Here is an 18,418-nt window from a genome sequence, read left to right as displayed (position 1 = left end):
GCTTGTTTTCCTTTGTTTGGTTTTTCGTGTGGGGGCCCCGGGGGGGCGGCGGGGTTTTTCCCCTTACTGTCCCCGGGGGGGGGGGGGGGGGCCCCCCCCCCCCCCCGCCGTTCGCAGAAGTTGCTGCTACACGAGGTTCACCGAACGAGCCGACGTGGCCCCGATCTCCGCCTCGACCTCGGCCAGCACGCCGGAGGCAACCGTGTCGTCGACGGTGAGAACGGCGAGCGCCTCGCCGCCCGCCGCCGCACGGGACACCTGCATACCGGCGATGTTGATGCCGGCCTCCCCCAGGATGCGGCCGACGGTGCCGACGACACCCGGCCGGTCCTCGTACCGCAGCACCAGCAGGTGGTCGGCGATCGCGAGGTCGACGTCGTAGTCGCCGACCGCGACGATCTTCTGGAGGTTCTTCGGGCCGGACAGCGTGCCGGAGACCGAGACCTCCTCGCCGCTGCCGAGGGTGCCGCGCACGGTGACGACGTTGCGGTGGTCGGCCGACTCCGAGCTGGTCGTCAGCCGGACCTCGACGCCGCGCTCCTGCGCGAACAGCGGGGCGTTGACGTACGACACCGTCTCGTCGACGACGTCCTCGAAGACGCCCTTGAGCGCGGACAGCTCCAGCACCTTCACGTCGTGCTGGGTGATCTCGCCGTAGACCTCGACGTCGAGGCGGACCGCGACCTCACCGGCGAGCGCGGTGAAGATGCGGCCGAGGCGCTCGGCGAGGGGCAGGCCCGGCTTGACGTCCTCGGCGATGACCCCGCCCTGGACGTTGACCGCGTCCGGGACCAGCTCGCCGGCGAGGGCGAGGCGGACGGACCGGGCGACCGCGATGCCCGCCTTCTCCTGGGCCTCGTCGGTGGAGGCGCCGAGGTGCGGGGTGCAGACGACCTGGTCGAGCTCGAAGAGCGGGGAGTCGGTGCACGGCTCCTTGGAGTACACGTCGAGGCCGGCGCCGGCGACCCGGCCCTCCTTGAGCGCCGCGTACAACGCCTCCTCGTCGACGATGCCACCGCGCGCGGCGTTGACGATCCGCACCGACGGCTTGACCTTGCGCAGCGCCTCGTCGCCGATCAGGCCGACCGTCTCGGGGGTCTTCGGGAGGTGCACGGTGATGAAGTCGGCGACCTCGAGCAGCTCGTCCAGGGACAGCACCTTGACGCCCATCTGGGCGGCGCGGGCGGGCTGGATGTAGGGGTCGTACGCGACGACCTTCATGCCGAAGGCGGACATGCGCTGCGCGACCAGGGCGCCGATGCGGCCGAGGCCGACGACACCGAGGGTCTTCTCGGCGAGCTCGACGCCGGTGTACTTGCTGCGCTTCCACTCGCCGTTCTTCAGCGCGGAGTTGGCCTGCGGGATGTGGCGGGCGGTGGAGACCAGCAGACCGCAGGCCAGTTCGGCGGCGGTCACGATGTTGGAGGTCGGGGCGTTGACGACCATCACGCCGGCCTTGGTGGCGGCGGAGACGTCGACGTTGTCCAGGCCGACGCCGGCTCGAGCGACGACCTTCAGCTTCTTGGCCGCGGCGATGGCCTCGGCGTCGACCTTGGTGGCGGAGCGGATCAGGATCGCGTCCACGTCGGCGATGGCGGGGAGCAGCTCGGCCCGGTCTGCTCCGTTGGTGTGCCGGATCTCGAAGTCCGGGCCCAGCGCGTCGACGGTGGCGGGCGACAGCTCTTCAGCGATGAGTACGACAGGTTTCGAGCTCACGTGAGTCCTCACAGGTCCAATGCGGACGGCCGTCCCGACGGCCGCAGGCGGTGGAGGTTGGCTAGCCGCGTGGAGACGCACGACGCTGTGGGCCTGACGCGTATGTAGTACGGCAGTGTAGTGCCGTGGCGGAGGGCGTCCTGCGCCTCTGCGGAAGGATCACCCGTCCGAGATTCGACGGGGCGGACAACAGGGCCGGGGCGGCTCGCCCCGGCCCTGTCACCTGGGGCTTACGCGTCTTCGTTCACCCAGGACATCAGCTTGCGCAGCTGCTTGCCGGTGGTCTCCAGCAGGTGCTCGGAGTCCTGCTTCTTGTACTCGTTGTACTTCTTCAGACCGCCGTGGTACTCGTCCATCCAGTTGTTGGCGAAGGTGCCGTCCTGGATCTCGGCGAGGATCTGCTTCATCTCGGCCTTGGTGGCGTCGGTGATGATCCGCGGGCCGGTGACGTAGTCGCCCCACTCGGCGGTCTCGGAGACCGACCAGCGCATCTTCTCCAGGCCGCCCTCGTACATCAGGTCGACGATGAGCTTCAGCTCGTGGAGGCACTCGAAGTAGGCGATCTCCGGCTGGTAGCCGGCCTCGACCAGGGTCTCGAAACCGGCCTTGACCAGGGCGGCGGTACCGCCGCAGAGGACGGCCTGCTCGCCGAACAGGTCGGTCTCGGTCTCCTCGGTGAAGGTCGTCTTGATGACGCCGGCGCGGGTGCCGCCGATGCCCTTCGCGTACGACAGCGCCAGCGCGAAGCCGTTGCCGGTGGCGTCCTGCTCGACGGCCACGATGCAGGGCACGCCGCGGCCCTCCTCGTACTGGCGGCGCACCAGGTGGCCCGGGCCCTTGGGGGCGACCATGCAGACGTCGACGCCGGCCGGGGGCTTGATGAAGCCGAAGCGGATGTTCAGGCCGTGGCCGAAGAACAGCGCGTCGCCGTCGTTCAGGTTCGGGGCGATGGACTCCTCGTAGACCTGGGCCTGGATCGGGTCCGGGACCAGGATCATGATGACGTCGGCCTCGGCGGCGGCCTCGGCCGGGGTCACCACGCGCAGGCCCTGCTCCTCGGCCTTCGCCTTGGACTTGGAGCCCTCGTGCAGACCGACACGCACGTCGACACCCGAGTCGCGCAGCGACAGGGCGTGGGCGTGACCCTGGCTGCCGTAGCCGATGACCGCGACCTTGCGGCCCTGGATGATGGACAGGTCGGCGTCGGCGTCGTAGAACAGCTCGGCCACTTTGGGTTCTCTCCTTGGTGTGCAGGTGTTGCGTCCCACCGTATGACGGCGGGCGGAACGGAAGTTTCGGGGTCTCGGTATACGGGCGGCCGGCGCGCCGGGAACGACCGTCGGCCGCCCGTATCAAGCCTTGCTCAAGCCTTACGCAGATCGGTCGAGGGCGCGCAGCGACCGGTCGGTGATCGAACGGGCCCCGCGTCCGATCGCGATGGTGCCGGACTGCACCAGCTCCTTGACGCCGAACGGCTCCAGCATCTTGAGCATGGCGGTCAGCTTCTCGCTGCTGCCGGTGGCCTCGATGGTGACGGCCTCCGGGGAGACGTCGACGGTCTTGGCGCGGAACAGCTGGACGATCTCGACGATCTGGGAGCGCGTCTCGTTGTCGGCGCGCACCTTCACCAGAACGAGTTCCCGCTGAACGGCCGAACCCGGCTCCAGTTCGACGATCTTGAGCACCTCGACGAGCTTGTTGAGCTGCTTGGTGACCTGCTCCAGCGGCAGCGCCTCGACGCTCACCACGATCGTGATGCGGGAGATGTCGGCGTGCTCGGTGACCCCGACGGCGAGCGAGTCGATGTTGAAGCCGCGGCGGGAGAACAGGGCGGCGATCCGGGCGAGGATGCCCGGCTTGTTCTCCACCAGGACGGAGAGCGTGTGCTTGGACATTGTTTTCTGCGTCTCTCTCTTGACGTCTGTCTTGACGGCTCTCGCTCAGTCGTCTTCGTTGTCGCCGAAGTCGGGGCGGACGTCCCGGGCGGCCAGGATCTCGTCGTTGGAGGTGCCGGCGGCGACCATCGGCCACACCATGGCGTCCTCGTGGACGATGAAGTCGATGACCACCGGGCGGTCGTTGACGGAGTTCGCCTCTTCGATGACCTTGTCGAGGTCGTCCGGGGACTCGCACCGGATGGAGTAGCAGCCCATGGCCTCCGACAGCTTGACGAAGTCGGGGACCCGGGTACCGCGGGCGTCCGGGTTGACGTCGTCGGGACCGGAGTGCAGGACCGTGTTGGAGTACCGCTGGTTGTAGAAGAGGGTCTGCCACTGGCGGACCATCCCGAGGGCGCCGTTGTTGATGATGGCGACCTTGATCGGGATGTTGTTCAGGGCACAGGTCGTCAGTTCCTGGTTGGTCATCTGGAAGCAGCCGTCGCCGTCGATCGCCCAGACGGTCCTGCCCGGCTGGCCGGCCTTGGCGCCCATGGCGGCCGGGACCGCGTAGCCCATGGTTCCGGCGCCGCCGGAGTTCAGCCAGGTGGCGGGCTTCTCGTACTGCACGTAGTGCGCGGCCCACATCTGGTGCTGGCCGACGCCCGCCGTGAAGATCGTGCCCTCGGGGGCGAGCTGCCCGATGCGCTCGATGACCTGCTGCGGGGAGAGCGACCCGTTGTCGGGCAGGTCGTAGCCCAGCGGGTAGGTCTCGCGCCAGCGGTTGAGGTCCTTCCACCAGGCTGCATACCGTGACCGGGCGGCCTCGCCCGGCTGGCCCTCGCTGTGCTCCTTCTGCACCGCCTGGATCAGGTCGGCGATGACCTCGCGGGCGTCGCCGACGATCGGCACGTCGGCGGCACGGTTCTTGCCGATCTCCGCGGGGTCGATGTCGGCGTGGACGATCTTCGCGTAGGGGGCGAAGCTGTCCAGCTTGCCGGTGACGCGGTCGTCGAAGCGGGCTCCGAGGGCGACGATCAGGTCGGCCTTCTGCAGCGCGGTGACGGCGGTGACCGCACCGTGCATGCCCGGCATTCCCACGTGCAGCGGGTGGCTGTCGGGGAACGCGCCGAGCGCCATCAGGGTGGTGGTGACGGGCGCTCCGGTGAGCTCGGCGAGAACCTTGAGCTCGGCGGTGGCGCGCGCCTTGATGACACCGCCACCGACGTAGAGGACCGGCCGCTTCGCGGAAGTGATCAGCTTCGCGGCCTCGCGGATCTGCTTGGCGTGCGGCTTGGTCACCGGGCGGTAGCCGGGCAGGTCCATGACCGGCGGCCAGGAGAAGGTGGTCTTCGCCTGGAGGATGTCCTTGGGGATGTCCACGAGCACCGGGCCGGGACGGCCGGTGGAGGCGATGTGGAACGCCTGCGCGATGATCCGCGGAATGTCCTCGGCCTTGGTGACCAGGAAACTGTGCTTGGTGATCGGCATGGTGATGCCGACGATGTCCGCCTCCTGGAAGGCGTCCGTACCGATCGCGGCCGAGACCACCTGGCCGGTGATCGCCACGAGCGGCACCGAGTCCATGTTGGCGTCCGCGATCGGGGTCACCAGATTGGTCGCACCCGGGCCCGACGTCGCCATGCAGACCCCGACCTTGCCGGTGGCCTGCGCGTAGCCGGTGGCCGCGTGCCCGGCGCCCTGTTCGTGCCGGCACAGGACGTGGCGCACCCGGGTGGAGTCCATCAGCGGGTCGTAGGCCGGCAGGATCGTGCCACCGGGGATACCGAATACCGTGTCGGCGCCGACCTCCTCAAGCGAGCGGATGAGGGACTTCGCACCCGTGACGTGCTCGACGGGGGCGGACTGCTGTCCTCCGGAACGGGGCCGCGGCTGCGGATGGTGGGCCCCGGTGGCCTGCTCGGTCATCGGCATTCTCTTCTCGATGCTGAGGGTTTTTGCGAGGTTCGTACGGATTTTCGCTGCCGTACGTCTGGTGCTGGTGCAACAAAAAACCCCTCGTGCCAAAAGGCAAGCGAGGGGAGCGCGCCGGTGTGGTCGCTGGGGGTTCCGGATCGTCCTCCGGTGGGTCCCAGCTCAGCCGACGCGCTGTCCAAGTACGAGAATTCGGGTGCGCATGGGACTGACCCTCCCTCCGACGCGCACCACGTGTCAAGTGGGTGGGACGGGAGTCTCATTATGTGAGCGAAGGGCACTACCGCCTCCGAGCACGACGGGTACACCGGCAGGCACACCACTGGTGTACACCCCCGCGCACCTTTTCATGGCTCGTTCACCTCCGGGGTGCTCCCTCCGGCTCTCTCGCTGTGCCCGCGAACGCCGGCTCGGCCGCCGGGGCGTGTGGGACCGGATAGTGGCCGGAACCGAGCGCCCGGCGCAGCCGGTACTCGTCCACCGGGCCGGAGAAGGCCATGCCCATCCCGTGCGTGCAGCCCATCGCGCGGAGCGCCGTGACCTGCTCGGGGAGGTCCACGCCCTCGGCCACCGACTGGAGGCCGAGATCGCAGGCGATCCGCAGCAGCCCGCTGGTGATCTTGTGCAGCCGGGCCGACTCGACGACCCCCTCCACCAGACCGCGGTCGAGCTTGAGCACGTCCACGGGGAGCTTCCGCAGGGCCGTGATCGCCGCGTAGCCGCTGCCGAAGCCGTCCAGCGCGATCCGGACACCGTGCCGGCTGAGCGTGGTCAGCCGCCGCTCCAGCTCGTCCAGCGGGACCCGGGGATCGGTGTCGGACAGCTCCAGGACCAGCGCCCCCGAGGGCAGCGCGTGCCGGGTGAGCAGGGCCTCCAGGGAGCCGAGCGGCGAGGACCGGTCCAGCAGCCGCCGGGCCGACATCCGGACGGCGACCGGCACCACCAGCCCGCCCGCGGCCCGCTCGGCGGCCTGCTCGACCGCCTCCTGGAGGATCCAGCGGTCCAGCTCGGCGGTCTTGTCGCTGTCCTCGGCGACCCGCAGGAACTCGGCCGGTGTGAACAGCACCCCCTGCGAGGAGCGCCAGCGCGCCTGTGCGGAGACCGATTCGATCCGGCCGTTCTCCAGGCACACCACGGGCTGGTGCAGCAGCGCGAACTCGCCGTCGTGCAGGGCGGCCCGCAGCCGGGTGGCCAGTTCCGCCTTGCGTACGACGTCCTGCTGCATCTGCGGCTTGTACAGCTTGACGCGGCCCTTTCCGGCCGACTTGGCGCGGTACATCGCCAGGTCGGCGTTGCGCAGCAGCTCACCGGCGCCGAGGCCCGGTTCGGCGAAGGCGACACCGATGGACGCGTTGACACGGACATCGTTGCCGTCAATGGCGTACGGCTGGGAGAGGGTCGTCCTGAGGCGGTCGGCGAGCTCCAGGATGTGCCGCTCCCGGGCACTGCGGTCACGGGTGCCGTCGCCCACGATCAGCGCCGCGAACTCGTCGCCGCCCAGCCGGGACGCGGTGTCGCCGTGGCGGACCGTGCCCTGGAGTCTGCGCGCGGCCTGGACGAGCAGTTCGTCCCCGGCCTGGTGCCCGATCGTGTCGTTGACGGCCTTGAACCCGTCCAGGTCGATGAAGAGCACCGCCGTGTTCCGCAGGGCCGGGCCCCGGTCGGAGGAGCGGCGGCCGGACAGGGCCTGCTGGACGCGCCGGGTGAACAGGGCGCGGTTGGGCAGGTCGGTGAGCGGGTCGTGCTCGGCATTGTGCTGGAGCTGCGCCTGCAGGCGCACTCTTTCGGTCACGTCCCGGCTGTTGAAGATGAGGCCGCCGTGGTGGCGGTTGACGGTGGACTCGACGTTGAGCCAGCCGCCCTCGCCGGACCGGAACCGGCACTCGATGCGGGTGGTGGGTTCCTCCTGGGAGCTGGCGGCGAGGAAGCGGCGCACCTCGTGCACCACGCAGCCCAGGTCCTCCGGGTGGATGAGGTTGGCCAGTTCCGAGCCCACGATGTCCTCGGCCGGGCGTCCGTAGACCCCGGCGGCGGCCGGGGAGACGTACCGGAGGATGCCGTTGGGTGCGGCGATCATGATGACGTCGCTGGAGCCCTGCACCAGGGAGCGGAAGTGGTTCTCCTGCTGCGCCAGTTCCTGGGTGAGGGTGATGTTGTCGAGCAGCATGATGCCCTGCCGCACGACGAGGGCGAGGACCACACAGCCCGCGGTGATCAGGACGACGTGGTCCGGACTGCGGCCGTTGAGGACGTTGTAGAGGATGCCCAGGGTGCACACGGCGGCGGCCAGGTACGGGGTGAGCGCGGCCAGCGAGCCGGTGATCGGCCGGCCCGCCGGGTACCGGCTGTGGTCGCCTCCCGGGGCGGGCGCGGGCGGTTGTTTGGGCGCCGCTGCCCGGCCGCCGGGCACGTGCTCGTGGACCACGCGCGTGTGCCCGTCGGGATCCTGCGCGCCCGGCGCCCGGGGTGCGGCCCAGGGGGCGTACGCGAGCAGCAGCGAGCCGGCGAACCAGCCCGCGTCCAGCAGCTGGCCGGAGCGGTAACTGCTGTGCAGCAGCGGCGAGGTGAACAGGGCGTCGCACATCACGGTCAGGGCGAGGGCGCCGATCGCGGTGTTCACCGCGGTGCGGTTGCCCGGCGAGCGCCGGAAGTGCAGCGCGAGCACCATGCTCACCAGGGCGATGTCCAGCAGCGGGTACGCCAGCGAGAGCGCGGTGTGCGCGACGCTGGGCCCGTCGAACCGGGCGGCTTGGGCGAGCGCGAGGCTCCACGACAGGGTGAGCAGCGAGCCGCCGATCAGCCAGGCGTCCAGCGCCAGGCAGATCCAGCCGGCCTTGGTCACCGGCCGCTTGGCCAGTACCAGCAGGCCGACGATGGCGGGCGGCGCGAAGCACAGGAAGAACAGGTCGGCGTAGCTGGGGCTGGGCACGGGCCGCTGCAGCACGACCTCGTACCACCCCCAGACCGCGTTGCCCAGGGCGGCCATCGCCGAGGAGAGGGCGAACAGCAGCCAGGCAGGTCGAAAGCGGACCCGCGGGGAGCGGGCGTAGAGGAAGCACGACACGGCGGCGGTGCCGGCGGCCGCGGTCAGACCGAAGTCGCCCATGAACAGGGCGATCTGGTTCGAGCCCCAGTCGAACGCGGAACCGACGGCGTATCCCGCGCAGATCAGGGCCAGGACGAGTTGGCGGACCACGCCGGTCCCGCCGCCGGTGACCGGCGGCCGGGGGTGCGGCATCCCCGCCGGAGGCTGTGCCCGCAGCGCTCCGGGGAGTGTGGTCGTCACAGGCGTCGGCGCGCTCACCGGACCCTCCCGGTCCGTGCGGCTCCCGGGTCCCTCGGGTCCCGGTGCGCCGGGTGCGCGTGCCTCCTGCGGCCGCTGTGCCTGCGGTGGTGGTGGTGATGGCTGGTGTGGTGGCCGCGTCTGCGCGCAGCTGTGCGCCAGGGTCGCCGCCGGCGGCTCCGCCGCGTCGGATCGTTCGTCCATAGGCCGTGCATCGCCCGTCGCCCCCCTCACAAATCTGAAATGTCCATCCCCGGCGCCGAACGGTGCGCGGCGCAGCCCCTTCCGGGACGATACACCAGTCTCGTCACTCAGGGACATAGCTTCTCTACGCTCCGTGACGACCAGCGGCTATGCGCGCACGCACCGCGCCCGGAAGGTTGCGGACCGTACCGGAAGCGGATTACACGCGTATTGCCGCGATGGTCAGTTGTCGGTGGATCCCGTCGTCAAAATCACGTTTCGCAGGGGCTCCCGGTTCACGAAACGGTTCAGCTGCTGGATGACGACGCGCTTGGCGCGCGGCAGGAAGGCCGAGGTGGGGCCGCCGACATGAGGGCTGATCAGCACGCCCGGCGCCTGCCACAAGGGGTGTCCGGCCGGCAGCGGCTCGGGGTCGGTGACGTCCAGGGCGGCGGTGAGGCGGCCGCTCTCCAGTTCGGCGAGCAGGGCCTTGGTGTCCACGACGGCCCCGCGCGCGATGTTCACGAGCAGTGCGCCGTCCTTCATCCGCGCGAGGAACTCCGCGTTGACCAGGCCACGCGTGGTGTCCGTGAGGGGCGTGGAAAGGATGACGACATCGGCTTCCGTAAGCAGATGCGGCAGTTCGGTGAGCGGAAGCACGGGACCGCGCGCCGAGGCGCGCCCGGAGCGCGCGACGCGCGCCACCCGCGCAACCTCGAAGGGCACGAGCCGGTCCTCGATGGCCGCGCCGATGGCGCCGTAGCCGACGATGAGGACGGACTTGTCGGCGAGGGCCGGGTGGAAGCCGCTCTGCCACTGCTCCCGCTGCTGGGCGCGCACGAACCCGGGGATGCCGCGCAGGGACGCCAGCGTGAGGGCAAGGGCGAGCTCGGCGGTGCTCGCCTCGTGCACCCCGCGCGCGTTGCACAACGGCACGCCGGGCGGGATGAGGTCGATGGCGGCGATCATGTCGTCGACCCCGGCGGTGAGGGTCTGGATCAGCCGGACGTTCCGCATCCCCGCCAGCGGCCGCACCTTGACGTTCTGCCGCTTCATGTAGGGGACGACGTACACGGCACAGTCGGCGGGATCACCGGGAAAGTCCTGGTCGCCGTCCCAGAAGAGGTAATTGAGGCCTTCTGGGAGCCCCTGGAACTCGGTCGGCGGGATGGGGAGCCACACGTCGGAGGTCATGGTCAGGAGGCTATGTCAGAGGCATGCGGGCTTGCGGGTTAGGTTGGGGGCCGGAGAAGGAGGTTCGCGGGCTGGTGGAGCGCAGGACGATCGGTGCGGGGGCGCTCTCGGTGGGGGCCGTCGGACTCGGGTGCATGCCGATGAGCTGGGCGTACAGCGGGTCGCGGCAGCGGGGTGACGAGTCTCTGAGAACGGTGCACGGAGCCCTGGATTTGGGCGTGACACTCCTTGACACGGCCGACATGTACGGCCCGTTCACCAATGAGCTGCTGCTGGGGCGGGTGCTCAGGGAGCGGCGTGCGGAGGCCTTCGTGTCGACGAAGGTGGGCCTGCTGGTGGGCGACCAGCACATCGTGGCGAACGGCAGGCCCGGCTATGTGAAGCGGGCGTGCGACGCGTCGCTGCGCAGGCTCCAGACCGACGTCATAGACCTCTACCAGCTGCACCGCGCCGACCCCGAGGTTCCCGTCGAGGAGACCTGGGGCGCGATGGCGGAACTGGTGCAGGCGGGGAAGGTGCGGGCGCTGGGGTTGTGCGCCGTGGGGGCGCGCGGGGGGCGCAGGTTCGGCGCGCGACTGCATGACGCGACCCTGCGTCAGCTTCAGCGGGTGCAGCAGGTGTTTCCGGTGAGCGCGGTGCAGGCGGAGCTGTCGGTGTGGTCGCCCGAGGCGCTGGAGGCGCTGCTGCCGTGGTGCGCGGCGCGGGGCGTGGGGTTCCTCGCGGCGATGCCGCTCGGCAACGGCTTCCTGACCGGGACGCTCACGCCGGGTGAGGGTTTCGAATCGGACGACCTGCGGGCGCGGCATCCTCGGTTCACCGCGGAGATGATGGCGGCGAACCAGCCGATCGTGGCGGGGCTGCGGAGGGTTGCGGGCCGGCAGGGGGACGACGGTGTCACCGCGGCTCAGGTGGCGCTGGCGTGGGTGCTGGCGCAGGGGCCGCATGTGGTGCCGGTGCCGGGGACGAAGCAGGGGCGGTGGGTGGCCGAGAACGCCGCTTCGGCGGACGTCCGGCTGACCGCGGGGGATCTGGCGGAGCTGGGCGGGCTGCCTGCCGCCCGGGGGTCGTGGGATTGAGCGGTTGTGGAGGCGGTGACTGGTTCGGTGCGGCGCCGTTGGGGCTGGTCGCGCAGTTCCCCGCGCCCCTTACGGGGCGCTGTCGGCGGGCGTTCGCATCATGGCCCGCCCGGCAGCCCCGCGCCCCTTTGGGGCGCGCTGCACTAACGTCGGCCGGGAGGAACCGTCGAAGGGACCGTGATCGTGCAACGTCGAGGTGGGGCCGCCGTGTTGGCCGTGGCCGGGGTCCTGGTGGTGGCCGGGTGTTCTTCCGGGGGCGGTGACGGGGGGCTGCCCACGCCGTCCTGGGCCGGCGGGTCGTCGGCGAGTGGCTCCGGGGCCTCCGCGTCCGCCTCGGCGGGTGAGTCGGCAGCGCCCGCCAAGGGCTCGGTCACGGTGCTGCGTACGGTCGCCCAGGGGCTCAGGTCGCCCTGGGGGCTGGCGCCGCTGCCGGACGGGGCCGGGCTGCTGGTCTCCGACCGGGACGACGGGACGATCAGCAAGGTCGACGAGAAGACGGGGAAGATCACGGAGCTGGGGACCGTCTCCGGGGTGTCCGCGGCCGGTGAGGGGGGTCTGCTGGGGATCGCCCTCTCCCCCGACTTCGCCTCGGACCACATGATCTACGCGTACTTCACGTCGGCCTCCGACAACCGGATCGTGCGCCTGCTCTGGGATGAGAGCAAGCCGGCCAAGGAGCAGCTGGGCGCCCCCGACACGATCTTCAAGGGGATTCCGAAGGGGGTCATCCACAACGGCGGCCGGATCGCCTTCGGCCCGGACGGCATGCTCTACGCCGGCACCGGGGAGAGCGGGCAGCGGGGCCTCGCGCAGGACAAGGGCTCTCTCGGCGGGAAGATCCTGCGGCTGACCCCGGAGGGCGACCCGGCCCCCGGCAACCCCTTCCCGGGCTCCCCCGTCTACACCTATGGCCACCGCAACGTGCAGGGCCTGGCCTGGGACGACCGGCAGCGGCTGTTCGCCTCCGAGTTCGGGCAGGACACCTGGGACGAGCTGAACGCGATCAAGCCCGGCGGCGACTACGGCTGGCCGAACGCGGAGGGCAGGGCGTCCGACCCGAAGTACGTGAACCCGATCGCCCAGTGGCACACCGACGACGCCTCCCCCAGCGGCATCGCCTATGTCGACGGCGTGATCTGGATGGCCGGCCTGAAGGGCCAGCGGCTGTGGCGCATCCCGCTGGACGGCACGACGGCGGGCGCCGCGCCGCAGGCCTTCCTCACCGGCGAGTACGGGCGCCTGCGCACGGTCGTGGCGGCGGGCGGCGACAAGGTGTGGCTGGTGACCAGCAACACCGACGGGCGGGGCAGGCCGAAGTCGGGCGACGACAGGATCCTGGAGCTGCAGGTGAAGTAGGCGGCGCCGCCGCCGCTCACGCCTCGTCGGCCCGGGAGTCCACCGGCGGCTCCGCGTCGGGCCCTACTTCGGGCTCCTCTTCGGGCGCCGCCGCGGGCTCCTCCTGCGGAAGCCTTATGACGACCTTGCCGGACGCGAGGTCTATCGGTCCGCGTCCGGGATCCGTGTCCCCCACGTCCTCCCGGGTCAGCTCCAGCCGCTTCTGCTCCTCGTGGGTGTGTTTGCGGCCGGGTGCGAAGAGCTCCTCGAACATGTTGAACACGGTGCCTCCTGTGCCGGTCCCCTTACCTGGTGGGGTCGAGGGCCTCGGCGGGGAACAATCCGAGTCTGTGTGCCACCGCCGCGGCCTCGCCCCTTCCTGCAACGCCCAGCTTGCCCAAAATGTTCGAGACGTGGACGCTCGCGGTCTTCGGGGAGATGAAGAGCTCCTCGGCGATCTGCCGGTTGGTGCGGCCGGCCGAGACCAGGCGGAGGACGTCGCGCTCCCGGCTGGTGAGGCCGAGGCTCTCGGCGGGGTCGAGGACCCGGGGGGCGGCACGGGCGGTGAGGGTGAGGCGGGCGCGCTGGGCGAGCAGGGCGACGGCCTCGGCGAGCGGGCGGGCCCCGAGGTGGTCGGCGACGGCTCCGGCCAGCCGGAGGAGTTCCGTCGCGCGGTCGCGTTCGTCGTCGCCGGCGGCCTCCTCGAGGAGGGCCTGGGCGAGGCGGCGGCGGACCCGGGCGAGGTCGTAGGGGCGGTCCAGGCGCTCGAAGTCGGTGACCACGTCCGACCAGACGGCGGCGGTGCCGATGCCCCGCGCGCGGTGCAGCTCGGCGCGGGTCCAGCGCTCGTACGCCTGCCAGACGGGCGCACCGGTGGTGAGCTTGCGCGCGGCCTCGGCGAGCCGGTCGAGGGCCTCGGCACGGCCCTCGGCCGCCGCGGGCAGGGCGCGGGCGTCGGCCTCGGCGGTGGCGGCGGCCAGCAGCAGGGGCCAGCCGTAGCGGTGGGTGCCGGGCGGGAAGCCTGCCGCCAGGGCGCGGTCCAGCTCCGCGCGGGCGTCGAGGAGCCTGCCCTCCTCGACGGCGACGCCGAGGGCGATGCGGGTCACGGGCAGCTGCACCTGGGGCATCGGGTCGTGGGTGCCGTAGTGAGCCTGGGCGAGGGCCAGCTGGCGGCCGGCCTCGGCGGTGTCGCCCCGGGCGAGGGCGATGTGGGCGAGCCGCAGGGCGCCGGCGCCGCGGGGCTTGGCGCTGGCCGCGGAGCCGAGGGAGGCCGCCGCGGCTTCGGCGGCCGCGTCCCAGTCGCCGAGCGCGTACAGCGACTCGGAGAGGTTGCCCCAGATCCATGCCTCGGAGTCCAGCAGGCCGTATCTGCGGGCGAAGGCGAGGCCCTCGCGCATGATCGGCACGGCCTCCCGGGAGCGGCCGACGGCTTCCAGCTCGGAGGCGAGGTTCGTGTAGACGCGTCCCGCGACATGGGAGATGCCTTCCTGGAGCGCTACGTCCTTGACGCGCTCCAGCTCCGCGAGGCCGTTGTCGACGTCACCCGCGTCGACCATGAGGGTGCCCAGGGTGACCCGGGCGTTGAGCTCGATCTCACGGGCGCCCACCATCCGCGCGTACTGCACGGCCCGCTCGGCGGCGGCGAAGGCCTCCGGGCCGGGTTCGTGCTGCATGGACCAGCTCGCGGCGTTGGCCAGCACGTCGGCGTGCACCTCGGAGGGCGGCAGGCCGCGCACCAGGTCCTGGGCGGTGCCGAGCTCCTGCCAGCCGTCGCCGCGGGCCAGGCCCTGGACCAGCCGGGAGCGCTGTACCCAGAACCAGGCGGCGCGCTGCGGGTCGTGCTCGTCCTGGAGGATCCGCAGCGCCTTCTTGGTGATCTTCAGGGCGCGTTCGCGCTCCCCGCAGTAGCGGCCCGCGACGGCCGCCTCCGCCATCAGGTCGAGATAGCGCAGCGGCTCGCTACCGGGATCGCAGCCGCACGGAGGGTAGACGTCGGTGTAGTCGACGGGCCGCAGGGCCGCGCGGATCTCCTCGGGGGCGGTGTCCCACAGCTCCATCGCCCGCTCCAGGAGCCCCAGTTGCTCGCTGTAGGCGTACCGGCGGCGGGCCACGACGGAGGCGTCGAGGACGGCGGGCAGGGCCTTGGCCTGGTCGTGGGCCTGGTACCAGTAGTTGGCCAGGCGGGTCACGCGCGCGTCGGCCGGCACCAGACCCGGGTCGGCCTCCAGGGCCTCCGCGTAGCGCCGGTTGAGCCGGGAGCGTTCGCCGGGCAGCAGGTCGTCGGCCACGGCCTCGCGGACCAGGGAGTGCCGGAAGCGGTAGCCGTCGCCGGCGGGGGTGGCGGTGAGGAGGTTGGCGCCGACGGCGGCCCGCAACGCCTCGATGAGGTCGTCCTCGGCGAGCCGGGCGACGGCGGCGAGCAGCCGGTACTCGACGGTGGAGCCGCCCTCGGCGACGATCCGGGCCACTCGCTGGGCGCTCTCGGGCAGTGCCTCTACCCGGACCAGGAGTAGGTCGCGCAGGGAGTCGGTGAGCCCGGTGCAGCAGCCCTCGACGGCGGCCACGGCGAGCTCCTCGACGAAGAAGGCGTTGCCGTCGGAGCGTTCGAAGATCTCGTCGACCTGGTCCGGGTCGGGTTCGGTGGCGAGGATGCCGGCGATCTGGCGGCCGACCTCCTCGCGGGTGAAACGGGCGAGTTCGAGGCGGCGGACGGTGCGCAGCCGGTCGAGTTCGGCGAGCAGGGGGCGCAGCGGGTGGCGGCGGTGGATGTCGTCGGAGCGGTAGGTGGCGAGGACGACGAGCCGGCCGGTGCGCAGGGTGCGCAGCAGGTAGGCGAGGAGGTGGCGGGTGGAGGCGTCGGCCCAGTGCAGGTCCTCCAGGGCGACGACCACCGTGCGCTCGGCGGCGACCCGCTCCAGCAGGCGCGCGGTGAGCTCGAAGAGGCGGGCCATGCCCTGCTCGTCGTGGCGGCCGGAGGTGGCCGCCTCGCCGAACTCGGGCAGCAGGCGGGCCAGCTCGTCCTCCTGGCCGGCGGCGGCCTCGGCCAGTTCGTCGGGCAGGGCGGCCCGCAGCGCGCGCAGGGCGGTGGAGAAGGGGGCGAACGGCAGGCCGTCGGCGCCGATCTCCACGCAGCCGCCCAGGGCGACGACCGCGCCCCGGCGGCAGGCGGCCGTGGCGAACTCCTCGACCAGCCGGGTCTTGCCGACGCCGGCCTCGCCGCCGAGCAGCAGCGCCTGCGGCTCGGCGGCCCCGGCACGCTCGAGCGCGTCGTTCAGTGTGCCCAACTCGTCGCTGCGGCCTACGAACACGGGACTCACGGACCTGGTTTCCACAGGCCAGAGCATCGCATGGGGCGCGGAGGCCACGGCAGCGGTTTTCCACAGCGCCGGTGCACTTGTCGTACCGGTGGTCGGCGGCGAGGGAAGCAACGGGGGAAGCCGGTGGCCGACCCCCGTACGGCCACCGGCTTCCCCGTTCCGGACTTGCCTGTTCCCGGTCTCCGGGCGGTCGGCCCCGGCCCGGCCCGCGCTCACGCGGCGCGCGGGAGCCGGCGCCGGCCACGGCGGTCGGTATGGGCCTCCTGCGCCGCCGCGGCGTCCCGGGCCTCCCGGGCCTCCCGGCGTGCGGCGCGGCGGGAACGGACGGCCTCGCGGACGAGGCGGGCCTCGTCGGCCTGCCGGCGCAGTTCGGCGGAGCGGATCCGGTGGAGTTCGTACTCGAACATGGTGTGTCCCTTGTGAGAGTGGGTGGTTGGGCTTCGCTTTCCGCGATGCCTCCACTTTCGTCTCCCAGGGGGGTGCGCCACATCGGGAGAGTTCCGCATCTTCGCGGGCCCGCCGGACCCCGGACACGCGTAAGGGGCCTTAGTACGTCCGTAAGGTGCTTACGGACGCCCTAAGGCCCCTTCCGACCTGGGCTTTCTCGGCTGTGTCAGCTGGTCGACGGCAGGCCGAGGAGTGCGTCGGAGTACTTCAGGACGGCCAGCAGCAGGCCGATGACGCCGAGCGCCACGCCCGCCCAGGCGACCGACTTGATCCACGGCGCCTGCGGCTTGCCGGGGGCGCCGAACGCGGGCCGGGCCAGCACCACGACGGCGGTGAGCAGGGAGGCGAGCGCGAACAGGCCGGCCCACAGCGCGGTGGTCTGCCAGGCATCGCCGTACACCTCCTTGACCTGCGTGGCGACGCTCGCGGTCGACGAGGTCTGGAGCTGGCCGACGAGGGTCTCGCGGGCGGCGGCCACCGTACCGATCCAGCCGCCCGTGAGGGAGACCAGGCCGAGCACGACGGAGACGACGGCACCGGCGCCCTGGCCGACGCCGGACGGGCCCTCGGCCTCGGCCAGGTCACCGGCGAGGTCGGCGTCGTCCTCCAAGTCCGCCAAGTCCGCCAAGTCCTCCGCGTCGTCCGCGTCGTCCGCGTTCTCCGCGTCGAGGTCGGCGTCCGTGCCGTCGGCAGCCTCGGTACCGGCGGCCGCAGCCTCCGGCTCGGCCCCCGTCTCGGCCCCGGCCTCGGTAGCGGACTCCGACGCGTCGTCGGCGCTCTTGGTGACGCTCACCTTCTCCTCGTCGGTCGTGGCCTCGGCGCCCGTCTCGGCACCGGTCTCGTCAGCTGTCTTGGTTCCCATGTCCGGCACCGTACGGATCCTGTCTGAGAGGCTTCTTAATGATCGTTCTCTACGGCACGCGTGCGTGCTTCACGCCATTCCGGGGCGAGGATCGACCACACCTCCAGGTCGTGCCGTAGGCCACCATAGGGGTGCGCCTGGCGGCGTACGCCATCGCGGGTCATGCCCAGCCGCCGGGCCACGTTCAGGCTGGGCACGTTGCCCGAGGCGGCGACCCACTCGATCCGGTGGATGCCGCGTTGCTCGACCGCGAAGTCGAGCAGTACCCGCATCGCGCGCGTGACGAGTCCGCGCCCGGTGCCGGCCGGCTCCAGCCAGCAGCCGACCTCGGCGTTCCCCGTTTCGGCGTCGAAGTTCAGGAAGAGCACCCCGCCGACGAGCGTGCTCTCCAGCCACAGGCCGTGCAGGGCGGCGGTGTCGGCGGCGCGCATGTCGGCGTACCGCTGGAGCATGGCCCTTGCGGAGAGCACGTCGGTCGCCTTGGAGCCGAAGGGGATGAACTGTCCGATGAACTCCCGCCCGCGTTCCAGGTGGGCCAGGAACTCCTCGGCGTGCCAGGGTTCCAGCGGGCGCAGTTCGGCGCCGTCGTCACCCAGGGATATCGCGTACATCGTGTTTCTCCAGTTCCACCGCGTCCTCGTCCAGCCCGCCGAGCCTCTCATGCGCGGCACTCGGGCGGCTCGCCCCCGGTCCGGGGCGGGGCGTCAGTCGAACTGGTCGCCGAGCGCCATCACCATGGTGCCCAGGATCATCAGCCAGAGGGCCCTGCGGGTGCGGCCACGGGCTCCGAGCGCCCCCGCGAGCACGCAGACGGCGGAGCCGGAGCCGTAGGCGGCCGGCACCAGGGCGGGCACGCCCCCGCCCACTCTCATCAGCGCGGCGGTGAGCCCCATCAGGGCCAGCAGCGCCCCGGTCACGGTGGCGGTCCAGCGGGCCCGACGGGCGTCCTCGTAGAGGTCCTCGTCCTCGTCGTCCGCGGCCTCCACCCCGGTTATCTCGGGTTCGGCGTCTGATTCGGCGTGTGCGGTCATGGCGGGCGAGCGTAGTACCCGCACCTGAGCAAACCGGCTGCGGACCAGGTCGACAACTGCTAGCTTCCGCTGGTCAGCACTGATGGGCCCCTCGCCGACGACCGAAGCGGGTGCATTGTTTGACGGTCCGAATGAGCTCCTACGCATCGCCCTTCACTACGA

At 71.5% G+C, this 18,418-nt stretch carries 13 protein-coding genes and 1 pseudogene; 2 read left to right on the top strand and 12 right to left on the bottom strand.

All coding sequences use genetic code 11. The features are described 5' to 3' along the window. Positions 1-126: 126 nt before the first annotated feature. From serA to ABZ887_RS40160, 6 genes and pseudogenes are all read right to left on the bottom strand, one after another. Positions 127-1,716, bottom strand: a complete 1,590-nt coding sequence (gene serA / locus ABZ887_RS40185) for a phosphoglycerate dehydrogenase (RefSeq protein WP_361301452.1) — start codon at positions 1,714-1,716, stop codon at positions 127-129. 230 nt (positions 1,717-1,946) lie between these two features. Continuing rightward, positions 1,947-2,945: a ketol-acid reductoisomerase gene (ilvC, locus tag ABZ887_RS40180; protein ID WP_361301449.1), complete on the bottom strand. Its 999-nt coding sequence runs from the start codon at positions 2,943-2,945 to the stop codon at positions 1,947-1,949. Between the two features lie 141 nt (positions 2,946-3,086). Further along, positions 3,087-3,611, bottom strand: coding sequence for an acetolactate synthase small subunit (gene ilvN, locus ABZ887_RS40175; protein ID WP_361301446.1), 525 nt, complete (start codon positions 3,609-3,611; stop codon positions 3,087-3,089). Between the two features lie 45 nt (positions 3,612-3,656). Beyond that, positions 3,657-5,522, bottom strand: coding sequence for an acetolactate synthase large subunit (locus tag ABZ887_RS40170; RefSeq protein ID WP_361301443.1), 1,866 nt, complete (start codon positions 5,520-5,522; stop codon positions 3,657-3,659). A 243-nt stretch (positions 5,523-5,765) separates the two neighbouring features. Then, positions 5,766-8,832: pseudogene (locus ABZ887_RS40165) on the bottom strand (EAL domain-containing protein). A gap of 405 nt (positions 8,833-9,237) precedes the next feature. Beyond that, positions 9,238-10,188 (bottom strand): 2-hydroxyacid dehydrogenase, encoded by a 951-nt coding sequence (locus ABZ887_RS40160; protein ID WP_361301440.1) that lies wholly within the window; start codon positions 10,186-10,188, stop codon positions 9,238-9,240. Between the two features lie 74 nt (positions 10,189-10,262). Here ABZ887_RS40160 and ABZ887_RS40155 point away from each other — a divergent pair, with 74 nt between their 5' ends. Beyond that, entirely contained in the window at positions 10,263-11,264 is a 1,002-nt protein-coding gene (locus ABZ887_RS40155) for an aldo/keto reductase (RefSeq protein ID WP_361301437.1), read from the top strand. Between the two features lie 177 nt (positions 11,265-11,441). Then, positions 11,442-12,620 (top strand): PQQ-dependent sugar dehydrogenase, encoded by a 1,179-nt coding sequence (locus ABZ887_RS40150; RefSeq protein ID WP_361301434.1) that lies wholly within the window; start codon positions 11,442-11,444, stop codon positions 12,618-12,620. 16 nt (positions 12,621-12,636) lie between these two features. Here ABZ887_RS40150 and ABZ887_RS40145 read toward each other — a convergent pair whose 3' ends face one another. The 6 genes from ABZ887_RS40145 to ABZ887_RS40120 form a co-directional block, all read right to left on the bottom strand. Then, positions 12,637-12,873 carry a DUF6191 domain-containing protein gene (locus ABZ887_RS40145; RefSeq protein ID WP_361301461.1) on the bottom strand — a complete coding sequence of 79 codons (237 nt, stop codon included), beginning with the start codon at positions 12,871-12,873 and terminating at the stop codon, positions 12,637-12,639. Between the two features lie 31 nt (positions 12,874-12,904). Next, positions 12,905-15,943: an AAA family ATPase gene (locus ABZ887_RS40140; protein ID WP_361301458.1), complete on the bottom strand. Its 3,039-nt coding sequence runs from the start codon at positions 15,941-15,943 to the stop codon at positions 12,905-12,907. A 185-nt stretch (positions 15,944-16,128) separates the two neighbouring features. Beyond that, complete coding sequence (locus ABZ887_RS40135; protein WP_361301431.1) at positions 16,129-16,323, bottom strand: hypothetical protein; 195 nt, start codon at positions 16,321-16,323, stop codon at positions 16,129-16,131. Positions 16,324-16,529: 206 nt separating this feature from the next. Continuing rightward, on the bottom strand, positions 16,530-17,225 hold the full coding sequence (locus ABZ887_RS40130) for a hypothetical protein (RefSeq protein WP_361301428.1): 696 nt from the start codon (positions 17,223-17,225) through the stop codon (positions 16,530-16,532). Positions 17,226-17,260: 35 nt separating this feature from the next. Beyond that, a complete protein-coding gene (locus ABZ887_RS40125) occupies positions 17,261-17,836 on the bottom strand; it encodes a GNAT family protein (RefSeq protein ID WP_361301425.1) in 576 nt (191 codons plus the stop codon). A 93-nt stretch (positions 17,837-17,929) separates the two neighbouring features. Continuing rightward, on the bottom strand, positions 17,930-18,256 hold the full coding sequence (locus tag ABZ887_RS40120) for a hypothetical protein (RefSeq protein WP_361301422.1): 327 nt from the start codon (positions 18,254-18,256) through the stop codon (positions 17,930-17,932). Between the last annotated feature and the right edge of the window lie 162 nt (positions 18,257-18,418).

The organism is Streptomyces sp. NPDC047061, assembly GCF_040643955.1.
GTDB lineage: Bacteria > Actinomycetota > Actinomycetes > Streptomycetales > Streptomycetaceae > Streptomyces.
This window is presented reverse-complemented; position numbering and strand designations above follow the sequence as displayed.

Bases quoted from the DNA above. Each gene is read 5' to 3' on its own strand.
- ilvN (WP_361301446.1), bottom strand. From the start codon at position 3,611: ATGTCCAAGCACACGCTCTCCGTCCTGGTGGAGAACAAGCCGGGCATC.
- ABZ887_RS40170 (WP_361301443.1), bottom strand. From the start codon at position 5,522: ATGACCGAGCAGGCCACCGGGGCCCACCATCCGCAGCCGCGGCCCCGT.
- ABZ887_RS40160 (WP_361301440.1), bottom strand. From the start codon at position 10,188: ATGACCTCCGACGTGTGGCTCCCCATCCCGCCGACCGAGTTCCAGGGG.
- ABZ887_RS40145 (WP_361301461.1), bottom strand. From the start codon at position 12,873: ATGTTCGAGGAGCTCTTCGCACCCGGCCGCAAACACACCCACGAGGAG.
- ABZ887_RS40140 (WP_361301458.1), bottom strand. From the start codon at position 15,943: ATGCTCTGGCCTGTGGAAACCAGGTCCGTGAGTCCCGTGTTCGTAGGC.
- ABZ887_RS40135 (WP_361301431.1), bottom strand. From the start codon at position 16,323: ATGTTCGAGTACGAACTCCACCGGATCCGCTCCGCCGAACTGCGCCGG.
- ABZ887_RS40130 (WP_361301428.1), bottom strand. From the start codon at position 17,225: ATGGGAACCAAGACAGCTGACGAGACCGGTGCCGAGACGGGCGCCGAG.
- ABZ887_RS40125 (WP_361301425.1), bottom strand. From the start codon at position 17,836: ATGTACGCGATATCCCTGGGTGACGACGGCGCCGAACTGCGCCCGCTG.
- ABZ887_RS40120 (WP_361301422.1), bottom strand. From the start codon at position 18,256: ATGACCGCACACGCCGAATCAGACGCCGAACCCGAGATAACCGGGGTG.